The organism is Allosphingosinicella sp. (assembly GCF_035626655.1).
Classification (GTDB): Bacteria; Pseudomonadota; Alphaproteobacteria; order Sphingomonadales; family Sphingomonadaceae; genus Allosphingosinicella.
This window is the reverse complement of record NZ_DASPNF010000005.1, coordinates 548,812-572,518: the sequence shown is the minus strand read 5'-3', so window position 1 is coordinate 572,518 and position 23,707 is coordinate 548,812. Positions and strand designations below refer to the sequence as shown.

20 protein-coding genes are annotated in these 23,707 nt (G+C 68.8%); 9 read left to right on the top strand and 11 right to left on the bottom strand.

What is annotated here, in order from left to right; all coding sequences use genetic code 11:
- Positions 1-5: 5 nt before the first annotated feature.
- The 6 genes from upp to VEC11_RS05815 all read right to left on the bottom strand — a co-directional run bounded on the left by upp (position 6) and on the right by VEC11_RS05815 (position 8,815).
- Positions 6-635, bottom strand: a complete 630-nt coding sequence (gene upp / locus VEC11_RS05840; RefSeq protein ID WP_464129657.1) for a uracil phosphoribosyltransferase — start codon at positions 633-635, stop codon at positions 6-8.
- A 12-nt stretch (positions 636-647) separates the two neighbouring features.
- Complete coding sequence (locus tag VEC11_RS05835; RefSeq protein WP_464129656.1) at positions 648-1,808, bottom strand: DUF1688 family protein; 1,161 nt, start codon at positions 1,806-1,808, stop codon at positions 648-650.
- Positions 1,809-2,009: 201 nt separating this feature from the next.
- A complete protein-coding gene (locus VEC11_RS05830) occupies positions 2,010-3,266 on the bottom strand; it encodes a GTP cyclohydrolase II (RefSeq protein WP_464129655.1) in 1,257 nt (418 codons plus the stop codon).
- Between the two features lie 38 nt (positions 3,267-3,304).
- Positions 3,305-4,474 (bottom strand): winged helix-turn-helix domain-containing protein, encoded by a 1,170-nt coding sequence (locus tag VEC11_RS05825; RefSeq protein WP_464129654.1) that lies wholly within the window; start codon positions 4,472-4,474, stop codon positions 3,305-3,307.
- Positions 4,475-4,529: 55 nt separating this feature from the next.
- Positions 4,530-6,902, bottom strand: a complete 2,373-nt coding sequence (locus VEC11_RS05820) for a TonB-dependent receptor (protein ID WP_464129653.1) — start codon at positions 6,900-6,902, stop codon at positions 4,530-4,532.
- A gap of 83 nt (positions 6,903-6,985) precedes the next feature.
- Positions 6,986-8,815 (bottom strand): tetratricopeptide repeat-containing sulfotransferase family protein, encoded by a 1,830-nt coding sequence (locus VEC11_RS05815; protein ID WP_464129652.1) that lies wholly within the window; start codon positions 8,813-8,815, stop codon positions 6,986-6,988.
- A gap of 135 nt (positions 8,816-8,950) precedes the next feature.
- On the opposite strand from VEC11_RS05815, the gene VEC11_RS05810 reads away from it, so the two are divergent.
- A complete protein-coding gene (locus VEC11_RS05810) occupies positions 8,951-9,742 on the top strand; it encodes a hypothetical protein (protein ID WP_464129651.1) in 792 nt (263 codons plus the stop codon).
- Here VEC11_RS05810 and VEC11_RS05805 read toward each other — a convergent pair.
- Complete coding sequence (locus tag VEC11_RS05805; protein WP_464129650.1) at positions 9,739-10,926, bottom strand: DUF418 domain-containing protein; 1,188 nt, start codon at positions 10,924-10,926, stop codon at positions 9,739-9,741. The genes VEC11_RS05810 and VEC11_RS05805 overlap by 4 nt on opposite strands.
- A 134-nt stretch (positions 10,927-11,060) precedes the next feature.
- On the opposite strand from VEC11_RS05805, the gene VEC11_RS05800 reads away from it, so the two are divergent.
- Positions 11,061-11,609 carry an HD domain-containing protein gene (locus tag VEC11_RS05800; protein ID WP_464129649.1) on the top strand — a complete coding sequence of 183 codons (549 nt, stop codon included), beginning with the start codon at positions 11,061-11,063 and terminating at the stop codon, positions 11,607-11,609.
- Here VEC11_RS05800 and VEC11_RS05795 read toward each other — a convergent pair.
- Positions 11,606-13,063 carry a LytTR family DNA-binding domain-containing protein gene (locus VEC11_RS05795; protein ID WP_464129648.1) on the bottom strand — a complete coding sequence of 486 codons (1,458 nt, stop codon included), beginning with the start codon at positions 13,061-13,063 and terminating at the stop codon, positions 11,606-11,608. The genes VEC11_RS05800 and VEC11_RS05795 overlap by 4 nt on opposite strands.
- 128 nt (positions 13,064-13,191) lie before the next feature.
- Between VEC11_RS05795 and VEC11_RS05790 the strand changes: the two genes are divergently transcribed.
- Both VEC11_RS05790 and VEC11_RS05785 read left to right on the top strand, forming a co-directional pair.
- Positions 13,192-14,607, top strand: a complete 1,416-nt coding sequence (locus tag VEC11_RS05790) for an alpha/beta hydrolase (protein WP_464129647.1) — start codon at positions 13,192-13,194, stop codon at positions 14,605-14,607.
- Between the two features lie 88 nt (positions 14,608-14,695).
- Complete coding sequence (locus VEC11_RS05785; protein ID WP_464129646.1) at positions 14,696-14,878, top strand: hypothetical protein; 183 nt, start codon at positions 14,696-14,698, stop codon at positions 14,876-14,878.
- Between the two features lie 11 nt (positions 14,879-14,889).
- Here VEC11_RS05785 and VEC11_RS05780 read toward each other — a convergent pair whose 3' ends face one another.
- Complete coding sequence (locus VEC11_RS05780; protein ID WP_464129645.1) at positions 14,890-16,269, bottom strand: MFS transporter; 1,380 nt, start codon at positions 16,267-16,269, stop codon at positions 14,890-14,892.
- 182 nt (positions 16,270-16,451) lie between these two features.
- Here VEC11_RS05780 and pgsA point away from each other — a divergent pair, with 182 nt between their 5' ends.
- A complete protein-coding gene (gene pgsA, locus VEC11_RS05775) occupies positions 16,452-17,018 on the top strand; it encodes a CDP-diacylglycerol--glycerol-3-phosphate 3-phosphatidyltransferase (protein WP_464129644.1) in 567 nt (188 codons plus the stop codon).
- A 27-nt stretch (positions 17,019-17,045) separates the two neighbouring features.
- On the opposite strand, the gene VEC11_RS05770 is transcribed toward pgsA, so the two are convergent.
- Complete coding sequence (locus VEC11_RS05770) at positions 17,046-17,945, bottom strand: hydrogen peroxide-inducible genes activator (protein ID WP_464129643.1); 900 nt, start codon at positions 17,943-17,945, stop codon at positions 17,046-17,048.
- Between the two features lie 114 nt (positions 17,946-18,059).
- On the opposite strand from VEC11_RS05770, the gene VEC11_RS05765 reads away from it, so the two are divergent.
- The 4 genes from VEC11_RS05765 (at position 18,060) to VEC11_RS05750 (ending at position 22,653) form a co-directional block, all read left to right on the top strand.
- On the top strand, positions 18,060-18,602 hold the full coding sequence (locus tag VEC11_RS05765; protein ID WP_464129642.1) for a peroxiredoxin: 543 nt from the start codon (positions 18,060-18,062) through the stop codon (positions 18,600-18,602).
- 223 nt (positions 18,603-18,825) lie between these two features.
- The gene (ahpD, locus tag VEC11_RS05760; protein ID WP_464129641.1) at positions 18,826-19,344 is read left to right on the top strand and encodes an alkylhydroperoxidase, AhpD family; all 519 of its coding nucleotides are present in this window, start codon (positions 18,826-18,828) and stop codon (positions 19,342-19,344) included.
- A gap of 32 nt (positions 19,345-19,376) precedes the next feature.
- On the top strand, positions 19,377-20,417 hold the full coding sequence (locus tag VEC11_RS05755; protein WP_464129640.1) for an aldo/keto reductase: 1,041 nt from the start codon (positions 19,377-19,379) through the stop codon (positions 20,415-20,417).
- Between the two features lie 67 nt (positions 20,418-20,484).
- Positions 20,485-22,653 carry a beta-propeller domain-containing protein gene (locus VEC11_RS05750; protein WP_464129639.1) on the top strand — a complete coding sequence of 723 codons (2,169 nt, stop codon included), beginning with the start codon at positions 20,485-20,487 and terminating at the stop codon, positions 22,651-22,653.
- 12 nt (positions 22,654-22,665) lie between these two features.
- On the opposite strand, the gene VEC11_RS05745 is transcribed toward VEC11_RS05750, so the two are convergent.
- Positions 22,666-23,679 carry an adenosine deaminase gene (locus VEC11_RS05745; RefSeq protein ID WP_464129638.1) on the bottom strand — a complete coding sequence of 338 codons (1,014 nt, stop codon included), beginning with the start codon at positions 23,677-23,679 and terminating at the stop codon, positions 22,666-22,668.
- Positions 23,680-23,707 lie beyond the last annotated feature (28 nt).

Sequence of the window (23,707 nt, the reverse complement as noted above, 5' to 3'; positions counted from 1 at the left end):
TACTCCTAGCGCGTGCCGTAGGTGCGGTCGCCGGCGTCGCCGAGGCCGGGGACGATATAGCCGTGGTCGTTCAGCGTCTCGTCCATGCCCGCGGTCCAGATCGGCACGTCGGGATGGGCGGCGCGCAGGGCCTCGGCGCCGGGGCGGGCGGCGAGCAGGCAGACGAAGCGCATGTCGCAGACGCCCGCTTCCTTGAGCCGGTCGATCGCGGCGATCGCGGTGTGGCCGGTGGCGAGCATCGGATCGACGACGATGACGAGCCGCTCGTGGCAATCCTCCGGCGTCTTGAAATAATATTCGACCGCCTGGAGCGTCATCGGGTCGCGGTAGAGGCCGACATGGGCAAGGCGCGCGGAGGGGAGGAGATCGAGCATGCCCTCGGCCATTTGCAGGCCGGCGCGGAGGATCGGGGCGATGACGAGCTTCTTGCCGGCGAGCATGGGCGCGTCGGTCGCGGCGATCGGCGTCTCGATGCGGACGGTCTCCAGCGCGAGGTCGCGGGTGACCTCGTAGCAGAGCAGGGTCGCGGTCTCGCGGACGACCGAGCGGAACAGCTGGATCGAGCTGTTGCGGTCGCGCAGCAGGCTGAGCTTGTGCTGCACCAGGGGGTGGGAAACGATGGTGAGTCCGTCCATGTGCGGGGTCCTTCAGAATACGGTGCCGTCGCTGATGATATTGAAAGGCGGGCCGCCGCCGGGGCGCTTCTCGGCGGCGATGCGCCGGCCCGCGGCCCAGCTGCCGCCCTCGAGCATGCGGGCGAGCGGGAAGCTGGCCTCGTCGACGCCGAGGCGTTCGCGGACGAGGGGCGCCATCCGGTCGAGCAGGGCGACGGTCATGGCGCGCCAGGCGACGATGAGCGGGCCTGAGACGTGGTGCTCGCGCGCGATATCGGCGGGGTCGGTCAGGACGAGCACGCCCGTGTCCACGAACAGGCCGCCATTGCGATATTCGGCGAGGCCGGTGAGGCCATCCACGTCGGTGACTGTGATGCCGGATTCCTCGAGGGGCTCGATCAGCGAGTAGGAGAGCCATTGCGAGAGCTTGTGCAGCGGGACGAGGCTATCGGTCATGTCGTCGCGCCTGATCGCGGGATGGCGCCAGCAATCGCCGAGGTCGACGCCGTCGATCCTGAGCCGGTCCGCCCAGATCGGGCCGAGCGCCTCGAGCAGGAGCTCCAGGATGGCGGGGGCGGGGAGGGTGCCGTTCGCCGCGCGCGCGGCGAGCGCGTCGTAGAGGCCGCCGGGGCGCCCGCCGGGGAACAGGTCGGGTCGCGCCAGCACCTGCGCGCCGAGGCGGCGCAGCAAACCCGCCCGACCTTCGAGGCCGAGCAGCGGATTGTCCTCGCCCACCTGGAAGCCCGCTGCCAGCGTCCCGGCTTCGAGTGTGGGGAGATTGTTTAGCGCGCCGGCCTCGGCCATGCGCTGACTGGCGACGGCGAGGCCCTCGGAGCGGGTGTAGGTGCCGCCGGTGACGGGATCGGTGAAGCGCCAGCCGGGGCCGGTGCCGGCGTCGAGCAGCACGGAGAGGATGACGAGATCGAAGGCGGCGCGGGCGCGTGCCGCGGCGTCGCCTTCGGGCAGGCGGGGCGGGCCGGCCACGAAATGGCGGGCGCGGGCGTGGAAGGGGATGATAAGGTCCGGGTAGTTTTCGCGGGTGACGGCGGCGGTGAGGTCGGCCGCGTCGGCGAGGCGGGCGAGGTCGACCCGCCAGCCGTCGACCTTGCCGTCCAGGGCGAGGCCGAGCATCTCATGCGCCCGCTCGCGGACGGCGGCCGCGCTCAGCAGGCCGCGGATGGGGTCAGTCGGCATTGGAGAATCTGCCGGCATTCGAGTTAACTGTGCTCCGGCGGAGGCCGGAGCCGTGGATGCAGCCCGCTGCCCCGCGACGCCTTGCCCACGACCAGCGCTCCGGCCTTTGCCGGAGCACGGAAAGGGGTGGATGGAGCGCGATGACCCCGGACGGCTTGCCCACGGCCAGCGCTCCGGCCTTCGCCGGAGCACGAGAATGCATCAGAACTTCCCGAGATCCCGCCCCACGGTGGAGCGGAGCTTCTTCTTGCTCGGGGCGCCTTCGGGGGTGAAATAGCCGGCGGCCTTCTTGGCCTCCATCTCGACGCTGGCGTCGGGGGGGACGAGGTCGTCGGGGATCGGCACGCGTTCGCGGATCTCGATGCCGCCCTCGGCCAAGGCGTCATATTTCATGTTCGACATGGAGACGAAGCGGTCGATGCGGCGGATGCCGAGCCAGTGGATCACATCCGGCATGAGCTGTTGGAAGCGCGCGTCCTGGACGCCGGCGACGCATTCGGTGCGCTCGAAATAGGTCGCCGCCTGGTCGCCGCCGGGCTGGCGCTTGCGGGCATTGTAGACGAGGAACTTGGTGACCTCGCCGAGCGCGCGGCCCTCCTTGCGGTTGTAGACGATGAGGCCGACGCCGCCGGCCTGGGCGGAGCGCGTCGCCTCCTCGATGCCGTGGGTGAGATAGGGCCGGCAGGTGCAGATGTCGGAGCCGAACACGTCGGAGCCGTTGCACTCGTCATGGACCCGGCAGGTGAGCGTCTTGCGCTTGTTGCCGAGGAAGGCCGGGTCGCCGAAAATATAGAGCGTCATGCCGCCGATCGGGGGCAGGAAGACGCTCATATCGTGGCGGGTGATCAGCTCGGAATACATGCCGCCGGTCTGCTCGAAGAGCGCGCGGCGGAGATTGGCCTCGGTCACGCCGAACCGCCCGGCGACGCCGGGCAGCCACCAGACCGGGTCGACCGCGATCTTGGTGACCGAGACGTCGCCGGCCTCGTGCACGATCTCGCCGTCCACCTCGAGCCGGCCGGCGGCGATCGCGGCCTGGATCTCGGGCAGCGTCAGCCGCGCCTTGGTGATCGCGATCGAAGGGCGGATGTCGACGCCCTCGGCAAGCTCGTTGCCGAAATCCTGCGCCACGCGGTGGCCCCAGGGATCGAGCGAGACGATCTTGCCGGGCTCGCCCCATTGCTTGTGCGGGCCGATCTCGCAGACCGGCGCCGTGTCGTTGAGGTCCGGACGGGCCGACGGGTCCATCGCCCCCGAAGAAATGGCCAGTGCGCGGTAGATGGAATAGGAGCCGCCATGGGCGCCGATCGCGTTGCGGTTGCTGCCCGCGTTGACCGTGGCGATGACGGGGCCGCGCTCGCTCGCGGTCGGGGCGTCCCAGCGCAGCGGGAAGCGCGCCGGGCCGCGGGGGTGCGAGGTCAGGCGGATATGGCCGCTCTTTGCCTCCGGTGAATTCATTCCAGGTTCCAATCGCTCGTTCGTAATCGAACAGGCTATTACAGTGCGGGCGGCGGCGCCAGCCCCAGCCATTCGGCCATCAGGGCGAGCTCAGCGGTGAGCCGCTCGCGCGTTTCGGGCGGAGCCGCCTCCTCATAGGTGGTCTTCTGCACGAGCAGGCGGCCGTGCTGCCGGTCGCTCTTCAGATCGACGCGGGCGACGAGGGCGCCGTCCAACAGGAAGGGGAGGACGTAATAGCCATGCTGCCTCTTGTGGGCGGGCGTGTAGATCTCGATCCGGTAGCGGAAGCCGAACAGCCGCTCGGTGCGGGCGCGCTCCCAGATCAGGGGGTCGAAGGGAACGAGCAGGGCCTGGCCGGCGATCCGGCGCGGCTGGCGCGCTCCGGGGTGGAGGAAAGCGGGCTGGCGCCAGCCCTCGACAGTGACCGGGAGCAGCCGGCCCTCCTCGACCAGGCTCTCGACGGCGCGGCGATTGTCGTCGAGGTCGAGCCGGAAATAGTCGCGCAGGTCCGCCATCGTCGCGATGCCCATGGCGCGGGCCGCGATCTCGACCAGGTCCCGGTGGGCGTCGGCGGGTGCGGGCGTCGGCAGGTCCATGATGGCGGGCGGGATGACGCGCTCCATGAGGTCGTAGACGCGCTCGAAGCTGCCGCGCCTGGTGGCCGTGGTGATCCGCCCGGACCAGAAGAGGAATTCGAGCGCCTGCTTGGTGTGGCCCCATTCCCACCAGCCGCTCCGGCTCTTGCCATGATCGAAGTCCGAGGCGCCGAGCGGGCCTTCGGCGCGGATTCGGTCCAGCACCGCCTCGGCCTCGGGCCGCCGCTCATGAGCAAAGGCGCGCAAGGTCGTCCAGCCGCGCTCGCCCCGCGCCGCCTGCGCCATCCGCCAGCGCAGCAGGGGGTGCAGGCCGAGCGGGAGCAATGACGCTTCGTGCGCCCAATATTCGAACAGCCGGCGCCGGCTCTTCCGGCCCCACGCGGCCTCGTCGAGCAAGGCCCGGTCATAGGCGCCAAGCCGCGAGAAGGCGGGGAGATAATGGGCGCGGGCGAGGACGTTGACGCTGTCGATCTGGTGCAGGCCGAGCCGCGCGACGGTCTTCGCCAGATGGGCGCGGGTGATATTGGCCGGGCGCGGGACACCGAAGCCTTGCGCCGCCAGCGCGATCCGCCGCGCGGCCTTCAGGGAAAGAGCGTTCGAGCCGCGCGCCATGGCGCGATCAGAACAAAGTGGGAACCGGCTGTCAATCCACAGGCGGAAGGCGCCCCTAGAAGTTCCGTCCGATCCTGATCCCGATCGTCCGCGGCCGGCTCACGAAGGTGTAGATCTTGGGGCCGATCGCGGTGGCGCCGCCGGCGTCGCCGCAGACGAACTCGTTGCACTGGATGCCGCTGCCGAGCGCGCCGCGTTCGTCGAACAGGTTGCGGGCGAAAATCTCGAACGTCCAGTCGTCATTCTGCAGGCCGGCGCTGAGATCGACGATCTGGTAGCTGCCGAGATTGCCGTAAATGGGATTGACGAGCGGCCTGATGTCGCGGGTCCGGCTGCCCTCGTGGCTCGCGGTCATCTGAACATGGCCATTCATGCCCGCGAGCGGGAATTCGTAGCGGATCCTGGCATTGCCCTTGAAGCGCGCGGTGAGCGGCAGCCGCGTGCCTTCCGGCGCCAGCGGGGTCGTGTTCGTGGTCTCGGCGTCGTTGAAGGCGGCGCCGACGCTGATCGTGAGGCCCTGGGTCGGCCGGGCCATGAAGTCGAACTCGGCGCCGCGGATGCGGGCATTGCCGGCATTCTGGATGGAGGTGAGGCCGTTGGCGCCGAGGAAGGACAATTGGATGTCGGTCCAGTCGAGCTGGTAGATGGCCACATTCAGGCGCAGCCGGTGGTTGAGCCAGTCCGTCTTCACGCCCAGCTCGTAATTGCTGATGAAGTCGGCGTCATAGGGTGGCAGCGAGCCGCGCCGGTTGATGCCGCCCGGCCGGAAGCCGCGCGACCAAGTCGCGTAGACCAGATGATCCTCGGTGATCCGGTAAGTGAGATTCAGGCGGTGGATGAAGCCGGTATCCTCGCTGCGCTTCGGCCGCGCGACGCCGTTCGTGAATTCGCCCAGATTGGTGCAGGGCGATTGCGGCACCGTGGGCGGCGCCTGGCAAAGATAGTCCGGATTCGAGCTGAAGCCGGGATTGGCGAAACCGAAGAAGCCGATCAGAGTATTGTCGTAGCGGTAGAGGCGGCCGCCGGCGGTGAAGGTGAGCTGGGGCGTGATGTCCCAGGCCAGCTCGCCGAAGATCGCATAGTCGCGGTCGACGCGGCGCTGCTGGGTCAGCCAGATGTTGCTGTCCGTGCCCGGCACGGTGATCGAGTCGGCGATATTGTCGACGATGTAGTTCTGCTCGATATTGTGCTGCTGGCGCTGGTAGAACAGGCCGGCGACGAGCCGGACCGGGCGGTCGGCGGGCGAGGTCACGCGCAATTCCTGGCTCAGCCGCCGGAAGCTGTCGTCCGAGCGGATATACTGGTTCGGGTTCACCAGATTGCCCTGGTTGTCGTAGAAATAGGCGCCGTAGCCGGCCAGCGCGTCGTAGAAATAGGCATAGTCCGAATAGTCGAACTGGCCGTCGATCTGCCGCTGCATCCAGGCGCCGGCATAAGTGAGGTCCCAATTGCCGATCTTGCCCTGGACGGTCAAAGCCGCCTGGTACCAGCGGTCGTTCACGCGCTCCGGGTTGAACTGCATGACCTGCAGCGGGCCGAGGCCGCGCTCCTGGGTGAACGAGCCGCGCGAAAGCTGGCGCTGGGCCATGATAGAGGGGGTGACCGTCCAGCGGTCGTTGAGCTCGATGCGCAGGGCGGCGCGGGCGCCGTAGGTGTCAACATCGTTGTAATCGTCCTCGACCAGGGCGTCGTTGTTCATGGTGATGCCGGAGGTCGGGAAGGTGAGGCTGCCCGGAATGTTGTCGATATAGCCGGCATCGTGCCGGTACCAGCCGACCACGCGCAACGCGACGGACTCCGACAAAGGCGCGTTGACGAAGCCCTCGATGGTCCCGCCGAAATCGCCATGGGCGACATTGTTCAGCTCGAGATTGACGGTCCCGTAGGTCGAGGCGAGATCCGGCTGGTTGGTGATGATCCGGACCGTGCCGGCCTGGGAGGAGGCGCCGTAGAGCGTGCCCTGCGGCCCGGCCAGAGCCTCGACGCGGGCGATGTCGAAGATGTGCAGGTCGAGCGCGCCCGTCGTCGTGGTGATCGGCTGCTCGTCCAGATAGGTGCCGACGCTGGGCAAAGAGGCCGAGTGGTTGGCATTCTCGCCCGAGGCGACGCCGCGGAAATAGACGTTGGCCGAGCCCGGCCCGAGCGAGCGGTAGGAGAGGCTCGGGACGAAGCGGGCATAATCGTCGAAATTGTCGACCTGGAGCTCGTCCAGGGTCTGGGTGCCGAGCGCAGTGATCGCGATCGGCACGTCCTGCAGATTCTCGGCGCGGCGGGTGGCGGTGACGACGATATCGGTGTCGCTCGACGCCTGCTCCGTGGTCGTGCCGGGAGCCGGCGTTTCCTGCGCCAGCGCGGCGCCGGAGCCGCAAAGCATCGTGGTGGTGAGCAGGCCGAGGCCGGCGACCGTGCGGAAGGATGAAACCGCCATCTGAATTCCCCTCTTGCGCCCGGGGACAGGTTCATCCGGATTTTAACGTGCGTCAATTTGGTTTTGGAGCCGCAACAAAAGCGTCACGCGCCTGTGACGGTTTTGCCACGCCTGTCGTCGGGCGCCTCGGGATAGGCGGCGAGCACAGGGCCGAGCGCATCCTTCAGCGGGCCGAGCCAGGGCTCGAAGGGGCGCCACTGGTCGACACCCTCGCGGTTGATCGGGCGGCGGACCTGCTCCGAGCTGGCGGTGCGCACGGCGCGCTCATTCTCGTGGAAGCGCAGGCAGGCCTCGTTGAACGGCAGGCCGAGGAAGGCGAGCAGGCGGCGGACCTCGGCTTCCGGATCGTCGAGCAGGGCCTCGTGGATGACGCGGTGGACCATGCCCGGCTGCACGGCGTCGAAATGCGCCATCAGGGTCACATAGTCGCGATAGTAACGGCCGAGCTCGGCCAGATCGTAGGTGAAGCCCTGGCCGCGGGCGAAATGCTGCTTGAAGTTGGAGAAGCAGCAGGCGAGCGGATGCCGCCGCGCGTCGATGATTTTCGCGTTCGGCAGGATCAGCCGGATCAGCCCGACATGCAGCCAGTTGTTCGGCATCTTGTCGATGAAGCGCGGCCGGTCCGTCTTGCGCTGGATCCGGGTGCTTTCGAGATAGTCCGCGCCCAGTGCGGCGAGCCCGGACCCGTCCAGGGCGGCGAGGCATTCGGGCCAGGCAGAGGCCTCGCCTTTCGCCCTCCGTCCGCCGAGCCTCCTGGCGAGCTCGGGGATGTCGGGCAGCTCCATCGTGCCCTCGACCCGGGGATGGCTGGCGAGGATCTGCTCGATCAGGGTCGAGCCGGCGCGCGGCATGCCGAGGATGAAGATCGGATCGGGGGCAGGGCAGCCCTCGCCTGCGCGCGCGGCGAACAGGTCCGGGGTGAAGAAGGCGATGCTGCGGCGGACATGCTCGGCAATGGCCCCGGGCTCGTAGCCGAGCTGGCCGCGCCGGAGGGCATTGCCCTCGGCATAGTGGCGGAAGGCGGGCTCGGCCTGCTGCCGGTCCTCGAGCGCCTTGCCGAGGGCGAAATGGAGATGGAGCCGATCCTCCTCGCCGAGGTCCGGCGCGGCGAGCGCGGCCTCCATCGCGGCGACGTCCTCGGCATCGAACCGGACCGTCTTCAGATTGGCGAGGCTCCACCAGACCTCGCCGAGGCCGGGCTGGACGCCGAGCGCGCGGCGATAGGCGGCGATGCTGTCCGCCTGCCGGCCGACCGTCTTCAGGAGATGGCCGTAGCTCATCCAGACCCTGGCCTGGGCCGGGAAGCGCTGCAGCACTGCCTCGTAGAGCGCGATCGCCTCCTCATAGGCGCCGAGCCGGCCGAGCGCGGCGGCCTTGAGGTTCCGGTTCGCCTCCTCGTCCGCGCCCTGCAGCGGTGCCAGCATGGCAACCGCCTCGGCCGGGCGGTTCTGCTTGTAGAGCACCGTCGCGAGATTGGAGCGGGCGGGGGCGAAGCCGGGCGCCAGCTCCAGCGCGCGGCGCAGCAGATGCTCGGCGTCCTGCAGACGGCCGATCCGCCCGGCCAGCTCGGCCATCATCCGGATCGCGGCGACATCGGTCGGCTTGTCGTGCAGGCGCTGGCGAAGGATGGTCTCGACCTCCGGGAGGTCATTGTCGAGGAGGCCCTCCGCGGCGCGGATCAGCGCCGGATCGTGGACCGAGGCCTCGATCGCGTCGAGCTCGGCCCGCTCCGCCGCCTCGTCCGCGCCGGTGCGGCGCAAGGCGGCGCCGAGCAGGCGATAGGCGTCGGCATTGCCGGGCGCCGCATGCAGGATCTCGCGCGCCTGCTCGGCGGCGAGCGCGGGATCGTCGCGCAGCAGCCGGCCGGCCAGCCGCAGCGCCTCCTCCACTGTTCCTGTCGCCGCCCCGTGCATGGCGCAAAGCCTAGTGGAACCCTTTCGGCATTGCGAGTGGGGCCGGCAGCCCGCTTGCCACGGGCCCGGCGCCCAACTATCCCTCGGCGCCGTAGCCCCGGGTTCTGGTCCCGCGGACGCCGGTACCGAAACCCGTTGTTCCAGTCGAAAATCATCGCCGCCACGCCATTTGCCGACCGGTTCCGCACCGGCGCCGGCCGCCGCACGCTCGGCCTCGGCCTGACCCTGCTGATCGAGGCGCTGCTGATCCTGGTGCTGCTCACGCTGAGTCCGGGGATCGAACCCGAGGTCGAGGAGGTGCGCACCAGCGTCGTCAGCATCCGCGCGGACTCGATTTCGCAGGAAGCGCCAGAGGATCGCCGGCCCGAACCCGAGCGAAAGGCGCAGGCGCGGCCCGACCCGCGGCGGCCGGAGCCGGAACAGCCGCAGCCGCCGCAGCCCGCCACGCCGCCCGACGCGCCCGCGGCGCCGCCGACGCGCGCCATCGTGCCGATGCAATGGGAATTGCGGCCGCCCAACCCGCTGCGCATGGCCGAGCGGCCGGCGGCGCCGGCGCGGCCGGTCTACGGGCCGGTGGACAATCGCAGCGCGGCCATGCGCGACACGGAGCGGGTCGGGACCGCGCCCAATGGCGAGCCGCTCTACGCCGCCGCATGGTATCGCGAGCCCGAGGATGCGATGATGCGCGCCTATCTCTCCACCGCGCGCGGGCCCGGCTATGGGCTGATCGCCTGCCGGACGGTCGAGGACTTCCGCGTCGAGGATTGCGTCGGGCTCGAGGAATATCCCACCGGCTCGAACATCATGCGCTCGGCCCTCGCCGCGGCCTGGGAGTTCAGGGTGCGCCCGCCGCGGCGGGGCGGGCAGGTGCTGGTCGGCTCCTGGGTCAGGATCAGGATCAGCTACGAGATGGGCACGCGGCGCTAGCGCGCGGACCCGGCGCCCGCGTAGGTCAGCGCGCGCCAGAGGCGCTCCATCGGCCCCTGGGCATGCCGGCTCAGCCACCAATGAGAGAAGGCGATCTGCGCGGTGAAGATGGCGGCCGCGATCGCATAGAAGCCGAGCGGCGGCACATGGCCGACCAGGCCGAAGCCGATGCCGTAGAAAATGACGATGCCGAGGATTGTCTGCAGCAGATAATTGGTCAGCGCCATGCGGCCGGGCGCGACGAAGATGCCGAGGACACCGCGCCATCGGGGCCAGGCCAGAGCGAAGCCCGCCGCATAAGCGAGCGCCAGCGGCACGGTGCCGAGCAGCGACGGCAGGCTGACCTGCCCGAGATTCGGGGTCAGGCCGTAGGCGAGGCTGAAGGGGAGGCCGATCGCCAGGCCGAGCGCGAAGGTCCACCAGAGCAGGCGGCGATTGCCCAGCAGGCTGCCGTCCGTCAGCCGGCGGCCGAGCAACAGGCCGAGCAGCATGATCCCGAGCAGCTTCGGGATCCGCCAGCTCTCCAGCCGGGTGCTGATCGCGAACGGCCAGCCGCTCAGCACCCAGGCGAAGAAGGCGGACGGCTCCTCGCGGCGCACCCAGCTGACCGAGTCGGCCGGATTTCCGCCAAAGGAGACGAAGATGCGGTCGCCGAACGCGGCCACCGCCTGATGAGGTCGCCATCCCATCGCCTCGAAGAGGGCGTGGCCAGCCCAGGGAACGAGAAAGATCAGGATCGCCGCGGCGATGAGCAACGATCGACCGCTCCAGTTGCGAAAGAAGGGCAGGAGCAGGCCGATCAGCGCGTAGAAGGTGAGGATATCGCCGTCCCAGACCAGCACCATGTGGATGAGGCCGATGCCGAGCAGGATCAGCAAACGCCGGCGGAAGATGCGCGGAGCGTCCAGCTCGCGCGCCTCCAGCCGCTTCAGCTGCAGCGAGAAGCCGATCCCGAAGAGCAGCGAGAAGAGCGTGTAGAATTTTCCGTCAACGAAGGCGTGGTGGAACAGATATTGGGCAGCCACGCCGTCCGCCCCGGCCAAGGCCGCCCGCTGCTCCGCCTGCATGAAGGTCCACCCGGACCAGTAGAGGATGTTGGCGAGGAGAATCCCGAACAGGGCAAAGCCGCGCAAGCCATCGAGCAAGTCGACGCGCTCGGCCCTGGCCGCTCCCCGTTCCGGCATCGCACCCCCTCCGGCCGGTCATTATGTCACTGAACCGGATCCGTCTGCAACGATCCCGGGTTGCCCGGCGGGACCTCGATCAGCTTCTCTGCCCCAGCCAAAAATGCTAGATCGGCGCCAGGAGGAGAGCCGCGATGTTCACCGACATGAAGGACGGCACGCGCGAGGAGTGGATGCATATCGCCGCGGAGCACGGCAAGCATCAGGTCTCGGCGGCGCCGAAGCAGATCATGGAGAGCCTCGCCCGGCTCGACGCGATCGAGGTCGGCTTTGCGGCGACGCAGCTCGGCCACTCGCTGATGGCGGGGACCCTGGCGCGGCGCTCTGGCGCGAGCGACGAGGAGGTGGTGGCGGCGCTCTGCCACGATCTCGGCAAGCTCTTCTCCATCCCCAATCACGGCGCGATCGCGGCGGAGATGCTGAAGCCCTATGTGAGCGAGGACATCTACCACGCGGTCAAATGGCACCAGGAATTCCAGGGCCGCTATTATTTCGAGCATCTGGGCAAGGACCCGGAGGGCCGCGAGCGGTTCAGGGACGAGAGCTGGTACGCCTTCGCCGAGAAGCTGGTCGACGAATGGGACGCGCCGGCCTTCGATCCGGATTTCAGGGCGGACCCGCTGGAGAGCTTCGAGCCCGAGGTGACGCGGGTGTTCTCGAACCCGAAGGCGATGATCACCTAGGTGGGGCCAAGCCAGCGGGCGACCGACGCCGCATAGGTGCGGCCGACGGGGATTTCGCTGCCGTCGCTCAGCATGAGCAAAGTGCCGCCGCCGGGACGCGGCGCGGCGCCGGTGACGTGGGCGCGGTTCACGGCATGGCTCTTGTGGATGCGCACGAAGCGGGGCGGCAGCGTCTCCAGCAATTTTGCCAGCGTCTGCGTAACCAGCAGGGCCCGGCCGTCGCTCAGCATCACGTCGCAATAATCGTCGGCCGCGCGGACCGTGACGATGTCGCCTTCCGCCACGCGGTGGATCCGGCTGCCGTCGCGCAGCGCGAGGATTGGCTCGCCTTTCTGCTCCGCCTCGCGCAGCCGCTCCGCCAGCGCGGCCGCGAGCCGCGCCTGCTCGTCCCGCTCCCCGCGCGCGCGGCGCAGCGCGATCACCTGCTCCGAGACGAGGAGGATGACGACCCCGGCGAGCAGCAGATAATGGGTCCGGTCCAGATAGTCGGTGAAGCCCCAGACCATCAGCGCCAAAGCGGCGATCGCGATGGCCAGCGCGACCGTGGCGGGCTTCCGCGCCGCTCGCCGTCCAAGCAGGGCGGCGACGCCGAGCCACAGCCAGGCGAGCGCGATCGCGCCCATCGCCTTGAAGTCGAAGCCGGGCATCAGCAGGATGTTCGCGGCCGACAGCAGGATGGTCGCGATCACCATCCGGCGCGTCCAGCGCGGGGCGAAGCGCCGGCCGGCATAAAGGACGATCAGGCAGGCGGTGAGCGCCGAGAGCAAAGCGACCGCGCTGACCCGGGTCAGATGCCAGGGATAGGTGTAGGCGATGAAGGCGCGGCTGACCTCGACGAGGAGCTGGACGGCGCCGGCCCCGGCGGCCAGCGAGACGATCAGCGCGCCTCTGTCCGAACGGTAGGAGACGAAGGCGGCGGCGAAATAGACCAGCCCGGCGAGAAGCGCGCCCAAGGTCAGCATCGCGGGGAGATAATAGCTGACGCCCGGCAGATCGGGCGAAGCGTAGAAGCCAACGCTGAAATCGTGGAGCGGCATCACCACCGGCGCCCAGATATAATGACCGGACATCCGCGCCTCGAGGACGTTGACGCCGGGGCGGATCAGCCGGGGCGGGATGATGAAGGAGGAGACGTAGAGGCCCGGGACCTCGCTCGCCCGGTCGCGGCCGGGGACGCCGTTGCTGCCGATCACGACCCCGTTCCAGCTTACCTCGGAGCTTGCCAGGGCGATGAGCGACACGGTCAGCGGCGGCCGGCCCTGCAGCGCCGAAGTGTCGATAGTGATCTGGCGCCTCAGGATCGTCTCCGGGCCCTCAAGCGGCGAGCGCCAGCGCGCGATGGTGACGCAGCCCGCCGCCGACTGCAGCGCCGGGCAGCGCTGGATCGGCCCGTGGCGGACCGGGGCCGCGCCGGTCAGCAGCCAGCAGGCGATCAGGAGCAGGAGCGCGCGCATACCCTCCTTATAGCGCCGTTCACCGACGCGTCTCTGCCGCTCCCCGAGCCGTGCCGTCGTTCACCGAGCGAAGCTGGCGGCCGCCTGGCCGCACGGCGAAGCAGACGGCACTTTCGCGGGAGGGAATGATGCGTCGCGCTTTCACTGTTCTGGTCTCTTTGCTCATGGTCGCCATGGCGGCGCCGGGAGCGGCGCATACCCGGCCGGAGGTCCGGTTCGAGCCCTACAGTTTCCGCCTTCGCGACAATAGCGAGCTGGCCGTCGAGCGCGGGCGGATGCTGGTGCCGGAGGACCGGGGCGATCCCCGCTCGCGGCGCATCGAGCTCGGCTTCCTGCGCTTCCGCTCGACCGCGGCGCGGCCCGGCAACCCGATCGTCTATCTGGCCGGCGGCCCCGGCGGATCGGGCGTCTTCACCGCGCGGGGCCCGCGCCAGCCGATCTTCCTCGCCCTGCGGCAAGTTGCCGACGTCATCGTGCTCGACCAGCGCGGCGTCGGCCTCTCCAACCACATCCCGCCCTGCCGGGCCGAGCGCCGGCTCGATCCGGCGGCGGGGCTGAACGAGGCGGCGCTGACCGCTTATTATCGCGAGACCCTGCTGATGTGCGTCGGGCGCTGGCGCGCCGCGGGCGTCGCGGTGAACGGCTACACGACCGACCAGAGCGCCGACGATATCGAGGACCTGCGCCGCGCGCTCGGCGCCCGGCAGGTCGACCTCTGGGGGATTTCCTACGGCACCCATCTCGGCATGGCGATGATGCGCCGGCACCCGCGCTCGGTCGGCCGCGTCGCCTTCTCCTCGGTGGAGGGGATGAGCCAGACGGTGAAGCTCCCCGCCCATGTCGACGCGACCTATGCGCGGATCGACCGCGCGGTCGGCGGCGGCCTGGTGGAGCGGATGCGCCGGGTCCATGCCCGGCTCGATGCCGCGCCGCTCATGCTGACCGCCGGGCCGGCCGATGCGCGGATCAGCTTCCGCATGGACAGCTTCGCGGCGCGGCGGATGGCGGGCGGGCTGATGTCCGACCCGTCGGGCTATGCGCAGGTGATCGGCGCCTATGCCGCGCTCGACGCGGGGCAGGGGCAGGCGGTCGCCGAACCGCTCTACAATTTCTTCTATCGCGAGCCGATCAGCATGGGCATGGGCGAGCTGATGGACGTGGCGTCCGGGATCACCGACGCCCGCCAGGCTTTGGTCGCGCGGCAGGCACCGGCCTCGCTGCTGGGGCTCTCGGTCAATTTCCCGATGCCGCAGCTGCGCGGCGCGGTGCCGGGGCTCGATCTCGGCGACGGCTTCCGGCGGGAGATCAGGTCGAACCATCCGGTGCTGGTGTTCGAGGGCGACCTCGACGTGCGCACGCCGCTGGAGGAGCAGGCCGAGGCGACGCGCGGGCTGAGGCGCATGCACCGGATCCTCGTCCGCAACGGCGGGCACAATCTGTTCGAGGCGCATCCGGACGTGCCCGGCATCCTGATCGCCTTCTTCTCGGGCCGGCCGGTGACGGTGCGCGAGCTGGTGCTGCCGACGCCAGGCCAGGGACGGTGAGGGGTCGTCCCGCCGCGGAACAACGCGGCGAAAATTAACCTTCCGCACCCGCTTGCGGCGCGATGGTAAATGAATTCTTAATGGCGGCATGAGCCGCCTTGCGCCCCTCATCACCCGCCGCCCCGGCTCCCGTGCCGCGGCGCTCGCGCTGCCGACGGAGCAGGCGGAGCCCTTCACCGAGGCGCAGACGGAGGCCTGGCTCGCCGACCTCAGGCTGTTCGTGACCGCCTGGCTCGGCGGCGTCGTCTTCTTCGGGACCCTGCTCGGCTAGTTTTCGAGGGCTCAGTGCCCCATGCCGCCGGCCGGCGGCACCGCCTCGCCTGCGGCCGCGCCCTGCGTCGCGATCTGCTCGAGCGGATGGTCGCAGGCCTTGTGCAGCACCCAGGCCAGCCAGGCGGCGATGATGCACATGCCCGCGGCCATCAGCAGCTGGTCGGCCGCGCTCACCCCCGCATAGGTGATGCCCATCGTCGCCAGCGCGCCCAGCGTCATGCAGCCGGCATTGACGATATTGTTGGCGGCGACGGTGCGCGCCGCCTCGCTCTTCTGCACCGTGGTGGTGAGGAAGGCGTAGAGCGGGACGACGAAGATGCCGCCGAAAATGGCGATGCCGAGCAGCGACAGGCTGAGCAGCAGCGCGCCCGGATGCTGGAGGAAGTCCCCGACATTGTACAGCGTGCCTTGGGGCGCATGCTCCCATGTCTTGGAGAGATAGTAGAAGGCGAACACGCACGCGCCCATCAGGATCACGGCGACCGGCGAATAGCGGGCCGAAACCTCGCCCTTCAGCAGCCGGTTCACCGCCAGCGAGCCGATCGCGACGCCGATCGAGAAGATGGCAAGGAAGACGCTGGCCACCGCCTTGTCGGAGGTAAGGGCGTTCTTCACCAGCGGCGGGAACTGGATGAACAGCACCGCGCCGATCGTCCAGAAGAAGCTGATCGCGACGATGGCGAGGAACAGGCGCCTGATCTTCAGCGTGCCCTTCACCAGCCGCGCCGAAGCGGTGAAGATGTTCCAGTCGAGTTTCTGCGGCTCCTGGAGCGGCGGCGCCGGCGGCACCTGGCGGCCGAAGACATAGCCGATCAGTGCGACGCTGAGCACCATCGCGGCGGCGACCTCGACCCGGATCAGGCCGGCGAGCAGGGTGCCGCCGAGGATCGCGACATAGGTACCGGCCTCGACCAGGCCGGTGCCGCCGAGCACCTCCTGCTTCTCCAGATGCTGCGGCAGGATCGCATATTTGATCGGCCCGAAGAAGGTGGAGTGGGTGCCCATGGCGAACATCGCCAGCAGCAGGAGGGGGATGGCCACGCTGTCCACCATGATCCCCTTCCAGGCCATGATCAGCCCGGTCGCGCCGACCAGCATGATCCCGATCTCGCAGGCCTTCACGATCCGGATGATCTTCGCCTTGTCGTTCGAATCGGCGAGCTGGCCGGAGATGGCCGAGAGGAAGAAGAAGGGCAGGGTGAACAGGGCCGTGGTCAGCGCGGAGAACCAGGTCTCCGAATTCTCGTCATTATAATGGTTGTAGACGACGAACAGCACGACCGCGTGCTTGAACAGATTGTCGTTGAACGCCCCCAGCAGCTGCGTGACGAAGAGCGGCAGGAAGCGGCGGACGCCAAGCAGGTGGAAGACGCCGGAGGAATGGGACATCTAGGCGCGAGCTCCGGGAAATGCGGCGGATGCGAGGCTTCTGGTCGATTCCATAATGCCCCTCAGAATCCGTGCGAATGGACTTTCATCGATGTTCATAGTCCGCCCGCGCGAGGGCATACAACCCTGGTTGGCGGAACCGCTCCCATTCGTCCCGGTTTGAGGTTAATGGCTGGCCGAACATGCTGACCGTCCCGAACCTGCTGACGCTCTCGCGAATCCTGGCGGTGCCGATCCTGGTGTTCCTGCTCTGGCGGCCGAGCTGGTGGGACTATGGCATCACCTTCGTGCTCTACTGCCTGGTCGGCATCACCGACTATTTCGACGGCTATCTGGCCCGCGCGCAGGGAACGGTCTCGCGGCTCGGCCAGTTCCTCGACCCGATCGCTGACAAGATCATGGTGGTGGCGGTGATCGCGATGCTGATCTCGACCCGGCAGCCGGGGGCGGTGCCGATCATCTGGGGCTTCCACATCATTCCGGCGCTGGTGATCCTGCTGCGCGAGATCACCGTGTCCGGCCTGCGCGAATTCCTGGCGGGCCTGCAGGTCTCCGTGCCGGTGAGCGCGCTCGCCAAGTGGAAGACGGCGCTGCAGATGTTCGCGCTCGGCGCCCTGATCCTCGCCGGCGCGGTGCCGCAATTGCCCTGGGTGCACCAGGTCGGCCTGGTCTCGCTCTGGGGCGCGGCGGCGCTGACCGTGATCACCGGCTGGGATTATCTGCGGGTCGGGCTGAAGCATATGGACTGAGGTCTTTCCTTCCCGTGGGGAGGAAGATCAGGCCGCCACCTTCAGCGCCTCCGCCAGCAGCCGGAACTCCTTCTCGCGCGGGCTGCCGCGGCGCCAGACGAGGGCGATGCGGCGGGAGGGGTGCTCGGCGTCGAGCCTGCGGGTGACGACGCCGGTGCCGGCGAGCAGGCCGGCCTCGACCGCCATTTCCGGGACGAGCGTCATGCCGAGGCCGTTGTCGACCATCTGCACGAGCGTGTGCAGCGAGGTGCCGAGGATCGCCGCCTCGGCGCGCAGCTCGGGCCGGTTGCAGGCGGAGAGCGCATGGTCCTTGAGGCAGTGGCCGTCCTCGAGCAGCAGCAACTTGGTCTCGTCGATCGCGGCGGGCTTGACCTTTTCGGGCAGGGCGTCGGCCGCGCCCGGCGGGAAGGCGACGAGGAAGGAGTCGTCGAACAGGTCCGCGCGCTCGACGTCGCCGCAGGCATAGGGAAGGGCGAGCAGGACGCAGTCGAGCTGGCCGCGGTGCAGCGCCTTGCAGGCGGCGGGACTGGTCTCCTCGCGCAAATAGAGCTTCAGGTCCGGCCATTGCGCGCGCAGGCGCGGCAGCAGGGCCGGGAGCAGGAAGGGCGCGATGGTGGGGATCACGCCGAGCCGGAGCTCGCCGGCCAGCGGCTTGCCCTCGGCGCGGACCATGTCGGTGAGATCCTCGGTCTCGCGCAGGATCCGCCGCGCCTTCTCGGCGACGCGCAGGCCGAGCGGGCTGAAGCGGACGACGCGGCGGGTGCGCTCGACCAGGGTGACGCCGATCAGGCTCTCCAGCTCCTTGATGCCGGCGGAGAGGGTGGACTGGGTGACGAAGCAGGCCTCGGCCGCGCGGCCGAAATGACCGTGGGTGTGGAGGGCCACGAGATACTGGAGCTGTTTCAGGGTGGGGAGGTGGACACTCATCGTTTCAATCGATCAATACGACAGATTTAATCAATTTGCACGATGAAATTCGCGTCTTATATGCGATGCACAAGGTTTTTGACGCAGCGCACAAAAACAGGAGAAACGACGCGTATGCTTACCGTTGGCGACAAGCTTCCGGAACTGACCCTTCCCGTCCAGCAGGGCACTGCCGCCCTGCCGGCGGGCGAGACGATCGACCTCGCCGAGACGAACGGCAAGTGGAAGATCCTGTTCTACTGGCCGAAGGACTTCACCTTCGTCTGCCCCACCGAAATCGCCGGCTATGCCGAGCTGAAGCAGGATTTCGAGGATCGCGACGCATTGCTGATCGGCGCCTCGACCGACACCGCCCATGTTCACTTCGCCTGGCGCCGGTCGGACGAGCAGCTGGCCAATGCGGACTTCCCCTGGATCGCCGACAATGGCGCGAAGCTGGCCGAGGCGCTCGGCATTCTCGACCGCAATGAGCATGTCGCCTTCCGCGCCACGTTCATCGTCGATCCGGACAACATCATCCAGCACGTCACGGTGAACGGCCTCAACGTCGGCCGCAATCCGGCGGAGACGCTCCGCGTGCTGGACGCATTGCAGACCGACGAGTTGTGCCCCTGCAACTGGTCGGCCGGCGAAGAGGTCCTCCGCCCCGCGGCCTAGGGCTCCCCTCCCTGCCCTCCCCGAACAGGGGTGGCGGACCTCGATCCGGGGCGCGGCGGCTACGGTTGCCGCGCCCCTTTTTCATTCAACTCCTCCCCGGAACGGGGAGGTGGCAGCGCGACGCGCTGACGGAGGGGGCTCAACGACCCGCTCCGAGCCCCCTCCACCATGCTTCGCATGGCCCCCTCCCCGTGCCGGGGAGGAGCAACCGAAGGAACTTTTAATGTCTCTCAAGCTCTTCGCCGACGCCCTTCCCGATTACGCGAAGGATCTCCGGCTCAACCTCTCCTCCTTGCTCAGCGACCAATTGCTCGGCGACAACCGCAAATACGGCCTGCTGCTCGCCTGCGCCCACGGCACCGGCCACAAGCCGCTCGTCGAGGCCGCCGAGGCCGAGGCGGCAGGCAAGCTGGACGAGGCCTATGCGAACGCGGCGCGTGCCGCGGCGGCGGTGATGGCGATGAACAACGTCTATTACCGCTTCGTCCACCTCGCCTCGAACCCGGTCTATGCGACGCTTCCGGCGAAGCTCAGGATGAACGTCATCGGGTCGCCGGGCATCGACAGGGCGGACTTCGAATTGTTCAGCCTTGCCGTCTCTGCGCAGAATGGCTGCGGGATGTGCATCGACAGCCACGAGAAGGTGCTTGGCCAGCATGGCGTGAAACCCGAGACCATCCAGGCCGCCGCCCGCATCGCCGCCGTGATGACGGCGGTGGCGACGGTCCACGCCACGCTGTAAGGGCGCGGCTAACCCAGCGAGGAGTCGCCCACATGCGCTACAACCCCCTCGGCCGCTCCGGCCTCTACGTCTCCGAGCTCTGCCTCGGCACGATGACCTTCGGCGGCGGCGACGGCATGTGGCAGGTGGTCGGCCGGGTGCAGCAGGACGAGGCGGACACGATCCTGAAGGCGGCGCTCGATGCCGGGATCAACTTCGTCGACACCGCCAACATCTATTCGGAAGGGGCCGCCGAGACGATCCTGGGGCAGGGGCTGAAGAATCTCGGCATCGCGCGCGACCAGGTGGTGGTCGCGACCAAGGTGCTGGGCCGGATGAGCCCGGGGCCGAACGGGGCCGGGGCCTCGCGGGGCCATATCATGGACCAGGTCGAGGCGAGCCTGAAGCGGCTGCAGCTGGACCATATCGACCTTTACCAGATCCATGGCGTCGATCCGCTCACCCCGGTCGAGGAGACGGTGGAGGCGCTCGACAATCTCGTGCGGCGCGGGCTGGTGCGCTACGTGGGCCTGTCCAACTGGGCGGCTTGGCAGGTCGCCAAGGCGGCGGGGATTGCGGAGGCGCGGCGGCTGACCCGGCCCGTCTCGCTGCAGGCTTATTACACGATCGCCGGGCGCGACCTGGAGCGCGAGATTATCCCGATGATGGAGAGCGAGGGCGTCGGCCTGATGGTCTGGAGCCCGCTTGCCGGCGGTCTGCTCTCGGGCAAGTACAGCCGCGAGGACGAGAAAGGCGATGGCGGCCGGCGCGCCAATTTCGATTTCCCGCCGATCGACAGGGAGCGTGCCTACGACATTATCGACGCGATGCGCGGCATCGCCGAGGCGAAGGGCGTGACGGTCCCGCAGGTCGCAATTGCCTGGCTGCTTCACCAGAAGGCGGTGAGCAGCGTGATCATCGGCGCCAAGCGCATCGACCAGCTCCAGGACAATCTCGGCGCGGTCGAGGTCGCGCTTTCGGCCGAGGAACTGGCCGCGCTCGACGCCGTCTCGAAGCTGCCGGCCGAATATCCCGGCTGGATGATCGAGCGGCAGGGCGGCTATCGCTACCAGGCCCCGCCGCCGCGCGGCTGACGCCGTTCATCGGGCTGTCAGCCGGGCCCGTTTAGCCTCCGTCACGAATTTGCGAGGGAGGACTGCGATGGGCTTCTGGCGCAACCTGGGTCTGGCGGCCGCCTGTGCCGCGCTGATCGCTCCCGCCGCGGCGCAGCGGCGCACGCCGATGACGGAGGAGCAGAAGCAAAGGGCGGAAGCCGAGCTCGCCCGCTTCACCAGCCCGACCCTCACCCGCTTCGAGAGCGAGGAGGAGTTCCGCCGCTATCTGGGCGCGGTGCTCTCCGCCGGCCGCGCGCGGGGGCAATGGTGGGCCTCGTCCGGCCAGATCCAGTTCGCCCAGGCCGGCCAGTCCGATCAGGTCGAGCCGATCTGCCCCGACGGCGATCCCGCCTGCGCGGCGCCGCCGGAGGCGGAGAGCGATCAGGCGGTCACCGTGACGGGCAGCCGCATCGCCCGCCCGAACATGAGCGCCGCCTCGCCGGTCAGGACGGTCAATGCGGGCCGGGCGACCGGTCAGCCCAGCAACCCCGGCATCACCAACAACCAGATGCAGGGCGTGGACGAGGGCGACATCGTCAAGCAGATCGGCCATTATCTGCTGGTCCTGCAGGACGGGCGGATCTTCGTGATCGACACCCGCGCCCGCGGCGGCCGCCGGCTCGCTTTGTCGGACCGGATGAACGTCTATCGCGATCCGCGCCAGCATATGTGGTATGACGAGATGCTGGTCTTCGGCGACCGCGTTCTCATCACCGGCTATTCCTACGGCCAGCAGGCGACCGAGCTGTCGGTCTTCCGGCTCGACATGGGCTCGGGGACGCTGAGCCGGCAGGGCGTCTTCTACATGTCGTCCAACGACTATTACAGCAGCACCAATTACGCCTCGCGGCTCGTCGGCGACAATCTCGTCGTCTACACGCCGTTCAGCCTGGTCTCGATGACCCGGCCAAGCTTCCGCTGGCCGATGGTGCGGCGCTGGGTGGAGGGCGAGGACCGGCTGGCGGCCGACCGGCGCGGCCGGCCCCTGTTCGACGCCGGGCAGATCTACCGGCCGCTTCGCGACCCCGGCAATTATGCGACCGTGCACACGGTGTCGGTCTGCCCGCTCGGCGAGGTCGGCCCGGGCCGCGAGCTCGAATGCCGCAGCACCGCCTTCGTCGGGCCGAGCCAGGCGCAATGGTATGTGACCGAGCAGGATGCCTATCTGTGGACGACTGGCTACGAGTCCCGCTACGCGCGCGCCGCCGAGGCGAACTGCCAGGCGCCGCGCCGCTTCGCCGCGGACGAATATGCGCCGGCCTTGCTGTTCCGGGTGCCGGTGAACGGCGCCGCGCCGCTGGTGGCGGGGACCCGGGGCACGCCACCCGACCAATTCTCGCTCGATGCACGGAACGGCCATTTCCGGGCCCTGGTCAGGGGCGCCTCGCGCGCCTGCGCCGGCGGCCTCGCGGAATCGCAGCTCGCTTTCTTCGATCTGCCCCTGGGCCGCTTCTCGCGCACCCTGGCCGAGGCGGCGGACGACCGCTACACGCCGATGCCCGGGGTGAAGTCCGACAATATCGCCAACCGCTTCACCGAAACGCATCTCGTCTATGGCAGCGTCGGCATGACCCGGCGGGGCTTTGCCGAGAACAGCATGCCGCCGGCCTATGTGGTGCCGGTGAACCGGCCCGCCGACGTGCGCGCCATTCCGGTGCGGCATACGGTGCTCCGCGCCGAGCAGGCGGGCAGCGACATCGTCGTCACCGGCTATCGCAACCAGCAGGGCCTGATCGTGACGCTGATCGATCTGGACGGACGCCCCCGCATCGCCTCGCAGGTGCAGCTCGAGCGGCGCTTCGAGGCGGAGGGGAGGAGCCATGCCTTCAACAGCCTGATCGAGGAGGACGGCAGCGGCGTGATGGGCCTGCCGACGATCGCCCGCGAAGGCTGGTCGAGCCGGGCGCCCTGGCGGAGCAGCGCGTCGGACCTGTCCTACCTCACGGTCGACTCGCGCGGCCGGCTGCAGCCGGTCGGCGAGCTCGAGCGGCGCTTCGAATATAGCGACCGCGGCAGCGGCGGCGTCGCCGGCTATACCTGCGAGGTGTCGTGCATCGACTGGTACGGCAACAGCCGGCCGATCTTCACCGACGGCCGCGTCTTCGGCCTGACCGGCACCGAGCTGATCGAGGGCCGGATCCGGGGCGGCGAGATCCACGAGGTGCAGCGGCTCAACATCGCGCTCTCGCGGCCGCCGCAGCTGGCCTCGCGCTAGCGGCCGGCGCCCTCAATGGGCGGCCAGATAGGCCTCCAGCCGCGCGAGATGCCGCGCTTTCGCCTCCTCGTCGAGGAACGAGCCGAGGAAGGAGTTGCGCGCCAGCGTGGCGAGATCGTCGCGGGTGAGGCCGCGGCCCGCGGCGGCGGCGCGGTAATTGTCGTTGATATAACCGCCGAAATAGGCCGGGTCGTCGGAGTTGATCGTCGCACGCAGGCCGAGCTGCAGCATGCGGTCGATCGGATGCTGGTCGATCGAGGCGACGTTGCAGAGCTTGACGTTGGAGAGCGGGCAGACGGTGAGCGTCATCTGCTCGCCGACGAGCCGGTCGGTCAGCGCGGGGTCCTCCAGGCTGCGATTGCCATGGTCGAGCCGGTCGATGCGCAGGACGTCCAGCGCCTCATGGACGTAGGCGGGCGGACCTTCCTCGCCGGCATGGGCGACCAGCTTCAGGCCGAGCCCGCGGGCGGCGGGGAAGACGCGCGCGAACTTGCTCGGTGGATGGCCGAGCTCGGAGCTGTCCAGCCCGACCGCCTCGATCTGGTCGAGCCAGGGCCTGGCCTGTTCGAGCGTGGCGAAGGCGGCCTGCTCGTCGAGATGGCGGAGGAAGCAGAGGATGAGCTTCGACGTGATGCCATGCTTCGCCTCGGCCTCGGCCATGCCGGCGAGCAGGCCCTTCATCACCGTGTCGAAGGGGATGCCCCGATCGGTATGGGTCTGCGGATCGAAGAAGATCTCGGCATGGACGACGCCGTCGGCGGCGATCCGGTCGAAATAGGCGGTCGCCAGGTCCTGGAAGTCGCGCTCGGTGCGGAGCACGTTGGCGCCCTGGTAATAGATGTCGAGAAAGTCCTGCAGGTTGGAGAAACTGTAGGCTGCCCGCACCGCCTCGACGCTGTCGAACGGGATCTCGACCCCGTTCCGCTCGGCCAGAGCGAACATCAGTTCGGGCTCCAGGCTGCCCTCGATATGCATGTGCAGTTCGGCCTTGGGCAGGCCGGCGATGAAGGCGTCGAGATCGGTCATTCCGGAAGGCTAGTGCAAGCGCGGGCGA

Excerpts from the sequence above, each read along its gene's own strand:
- VEC11_RS05795 (WP_464129648.1), bottom strand. The coding sequence starts at position 13,063 with ATGCGCGCGCTCCTGCTCCTGATCGCCTGCTGGCTGCTGACCGGCGCG.
- VEC11_RS05825 (WP_464129654.1), bottom strand. The coding sequence starts at position 4,474 with ATGGCGCGCGGCTCGAACGCTCTTTCCCTGAAGGCCGCGCGGCGGATC.
- VEC11_RS05755 (WP_464129640.1), top strand. The coding sequence starts at position 19,377 with ATGCGCTACAACCCCCTCGGCCGCTCCGGCCTCTACGTCTCCGAGCTC.
- VEC11_RS05790 (WP_464129647.1), top strand. The coding sequence starts at position 13,192 with ATGCGTCGCGCTTTCACTGTTCTGGTCTCTTTGCTCATGGTCGCCATG.
- VEC11_RS05835 (WP_464129656.1), bottom strand. The coding sequence starts at position 1,808 with ATGCCGACTGACCCCATCCGCGGCCTGCTGAGCGCGGCCGCCGTCCGC.
- VEC11_RS05780 (WP_464129645.1), bottom strand. The coding sequence starts at position 16,269 with ATGTCCCATTCCTCCGGCGTCTTCCACCTGCTTGGCGTCCGCCGCTTC.
- VEC11_RS05745 (WP_464129638.1), bottom strand. The coding sequence starts at position 23,679 with ATGACCGATCTCGACGCCTTCATCGCCGGCCTGCCCAAGGCCGAACTG.
- ahpD (WP_464129641.1), top strand. The coding sequence starts at position 18,826 with ATGTCTCTCAAGCTCTTCGCCGACGCCCTTCCCGATTACGCGAAGGAT.
- pgsA (WP_464129644.1), top strand. The coding sequence starts at position 16,452 with ATGCTGACCGTCCCGAACCTGCTGACGCTCTCGCGAATCCTGGCGGTG.
- VEC11_RS05765 (WP_464129642.1), top strand. The coding sequence starts at position 18,060 with ATGCTTACCGTTGGCGACAAGCTTCCGGAACTGACCCTTCCCGTCCAG.
- upp (WP_464129657.1), bottom strand. The coding sequence starts at position 635 with ATGGACGGACTCACCATCGTTTCCCACCCCCTGGTGCAGCACAAGCTC.
- VEC11_RS05785 (WP_464129646.1), top strand. The coding sequence starts at position 14,696 with ATGAGCCGCCTTGCGCCCCTCATCACCCGCCGCCCCGGCTCCCGTGCC.
- VEC11_RS05830 (WP_464129655.1), bottom strand. The coding sequence starts at position 3,266 with ATGAATTCACCGGAGGCAAAGAGCGGCCATATCCGCCTGACCTCGCAC.
- VEC11_RS05805 (WP_464129650.1), bottom strand. The coding sequence starts at position 10,926 with ATGCCGGAACGGGGAGCGGCCAGGGCCGAGCGCGTCGACTTGCTCGAT.
- VEC11_RS05820 (WP_464129653.1), bottom strand. The coding sequence starts at position 6,902 with ATGGCGGTTTCATCCTTCCGCACGGTCGCCGGCCTCGGCCTGCTCACC.
- VEC11_RS05800 (WP_464129649.1), top strand. The coding sequence starts at position 11,061 with ATGTTCACCGACATGAAGGACGGCACGCGCGAGGAGTGGATGCATATC.
- VEC11_RS05770 (WP_464129643.1), bottom strand. The coding sequence starts at position 17,945 with ATGAGTGTCCACCTCCCCACCCTGAAACAGCTCCAGTATCTCGTGGCC.
- VEC11_RS05750 (WP_464129639.1), top strand. The coding sequence starts at position 20,485 with ATGGGCTTCTGGCGCAACCTGGGTCTGGCGGCCGCCTGTGCCGCGCTG.
- VEC11_RS05815 (WP_464129652.1), bottom strand. The coding sequence starts at position 8,815 with ATGCACGGGGCGGCGACAGGAACAGTGGAGGAGGCGCTGCGGCTGGCC.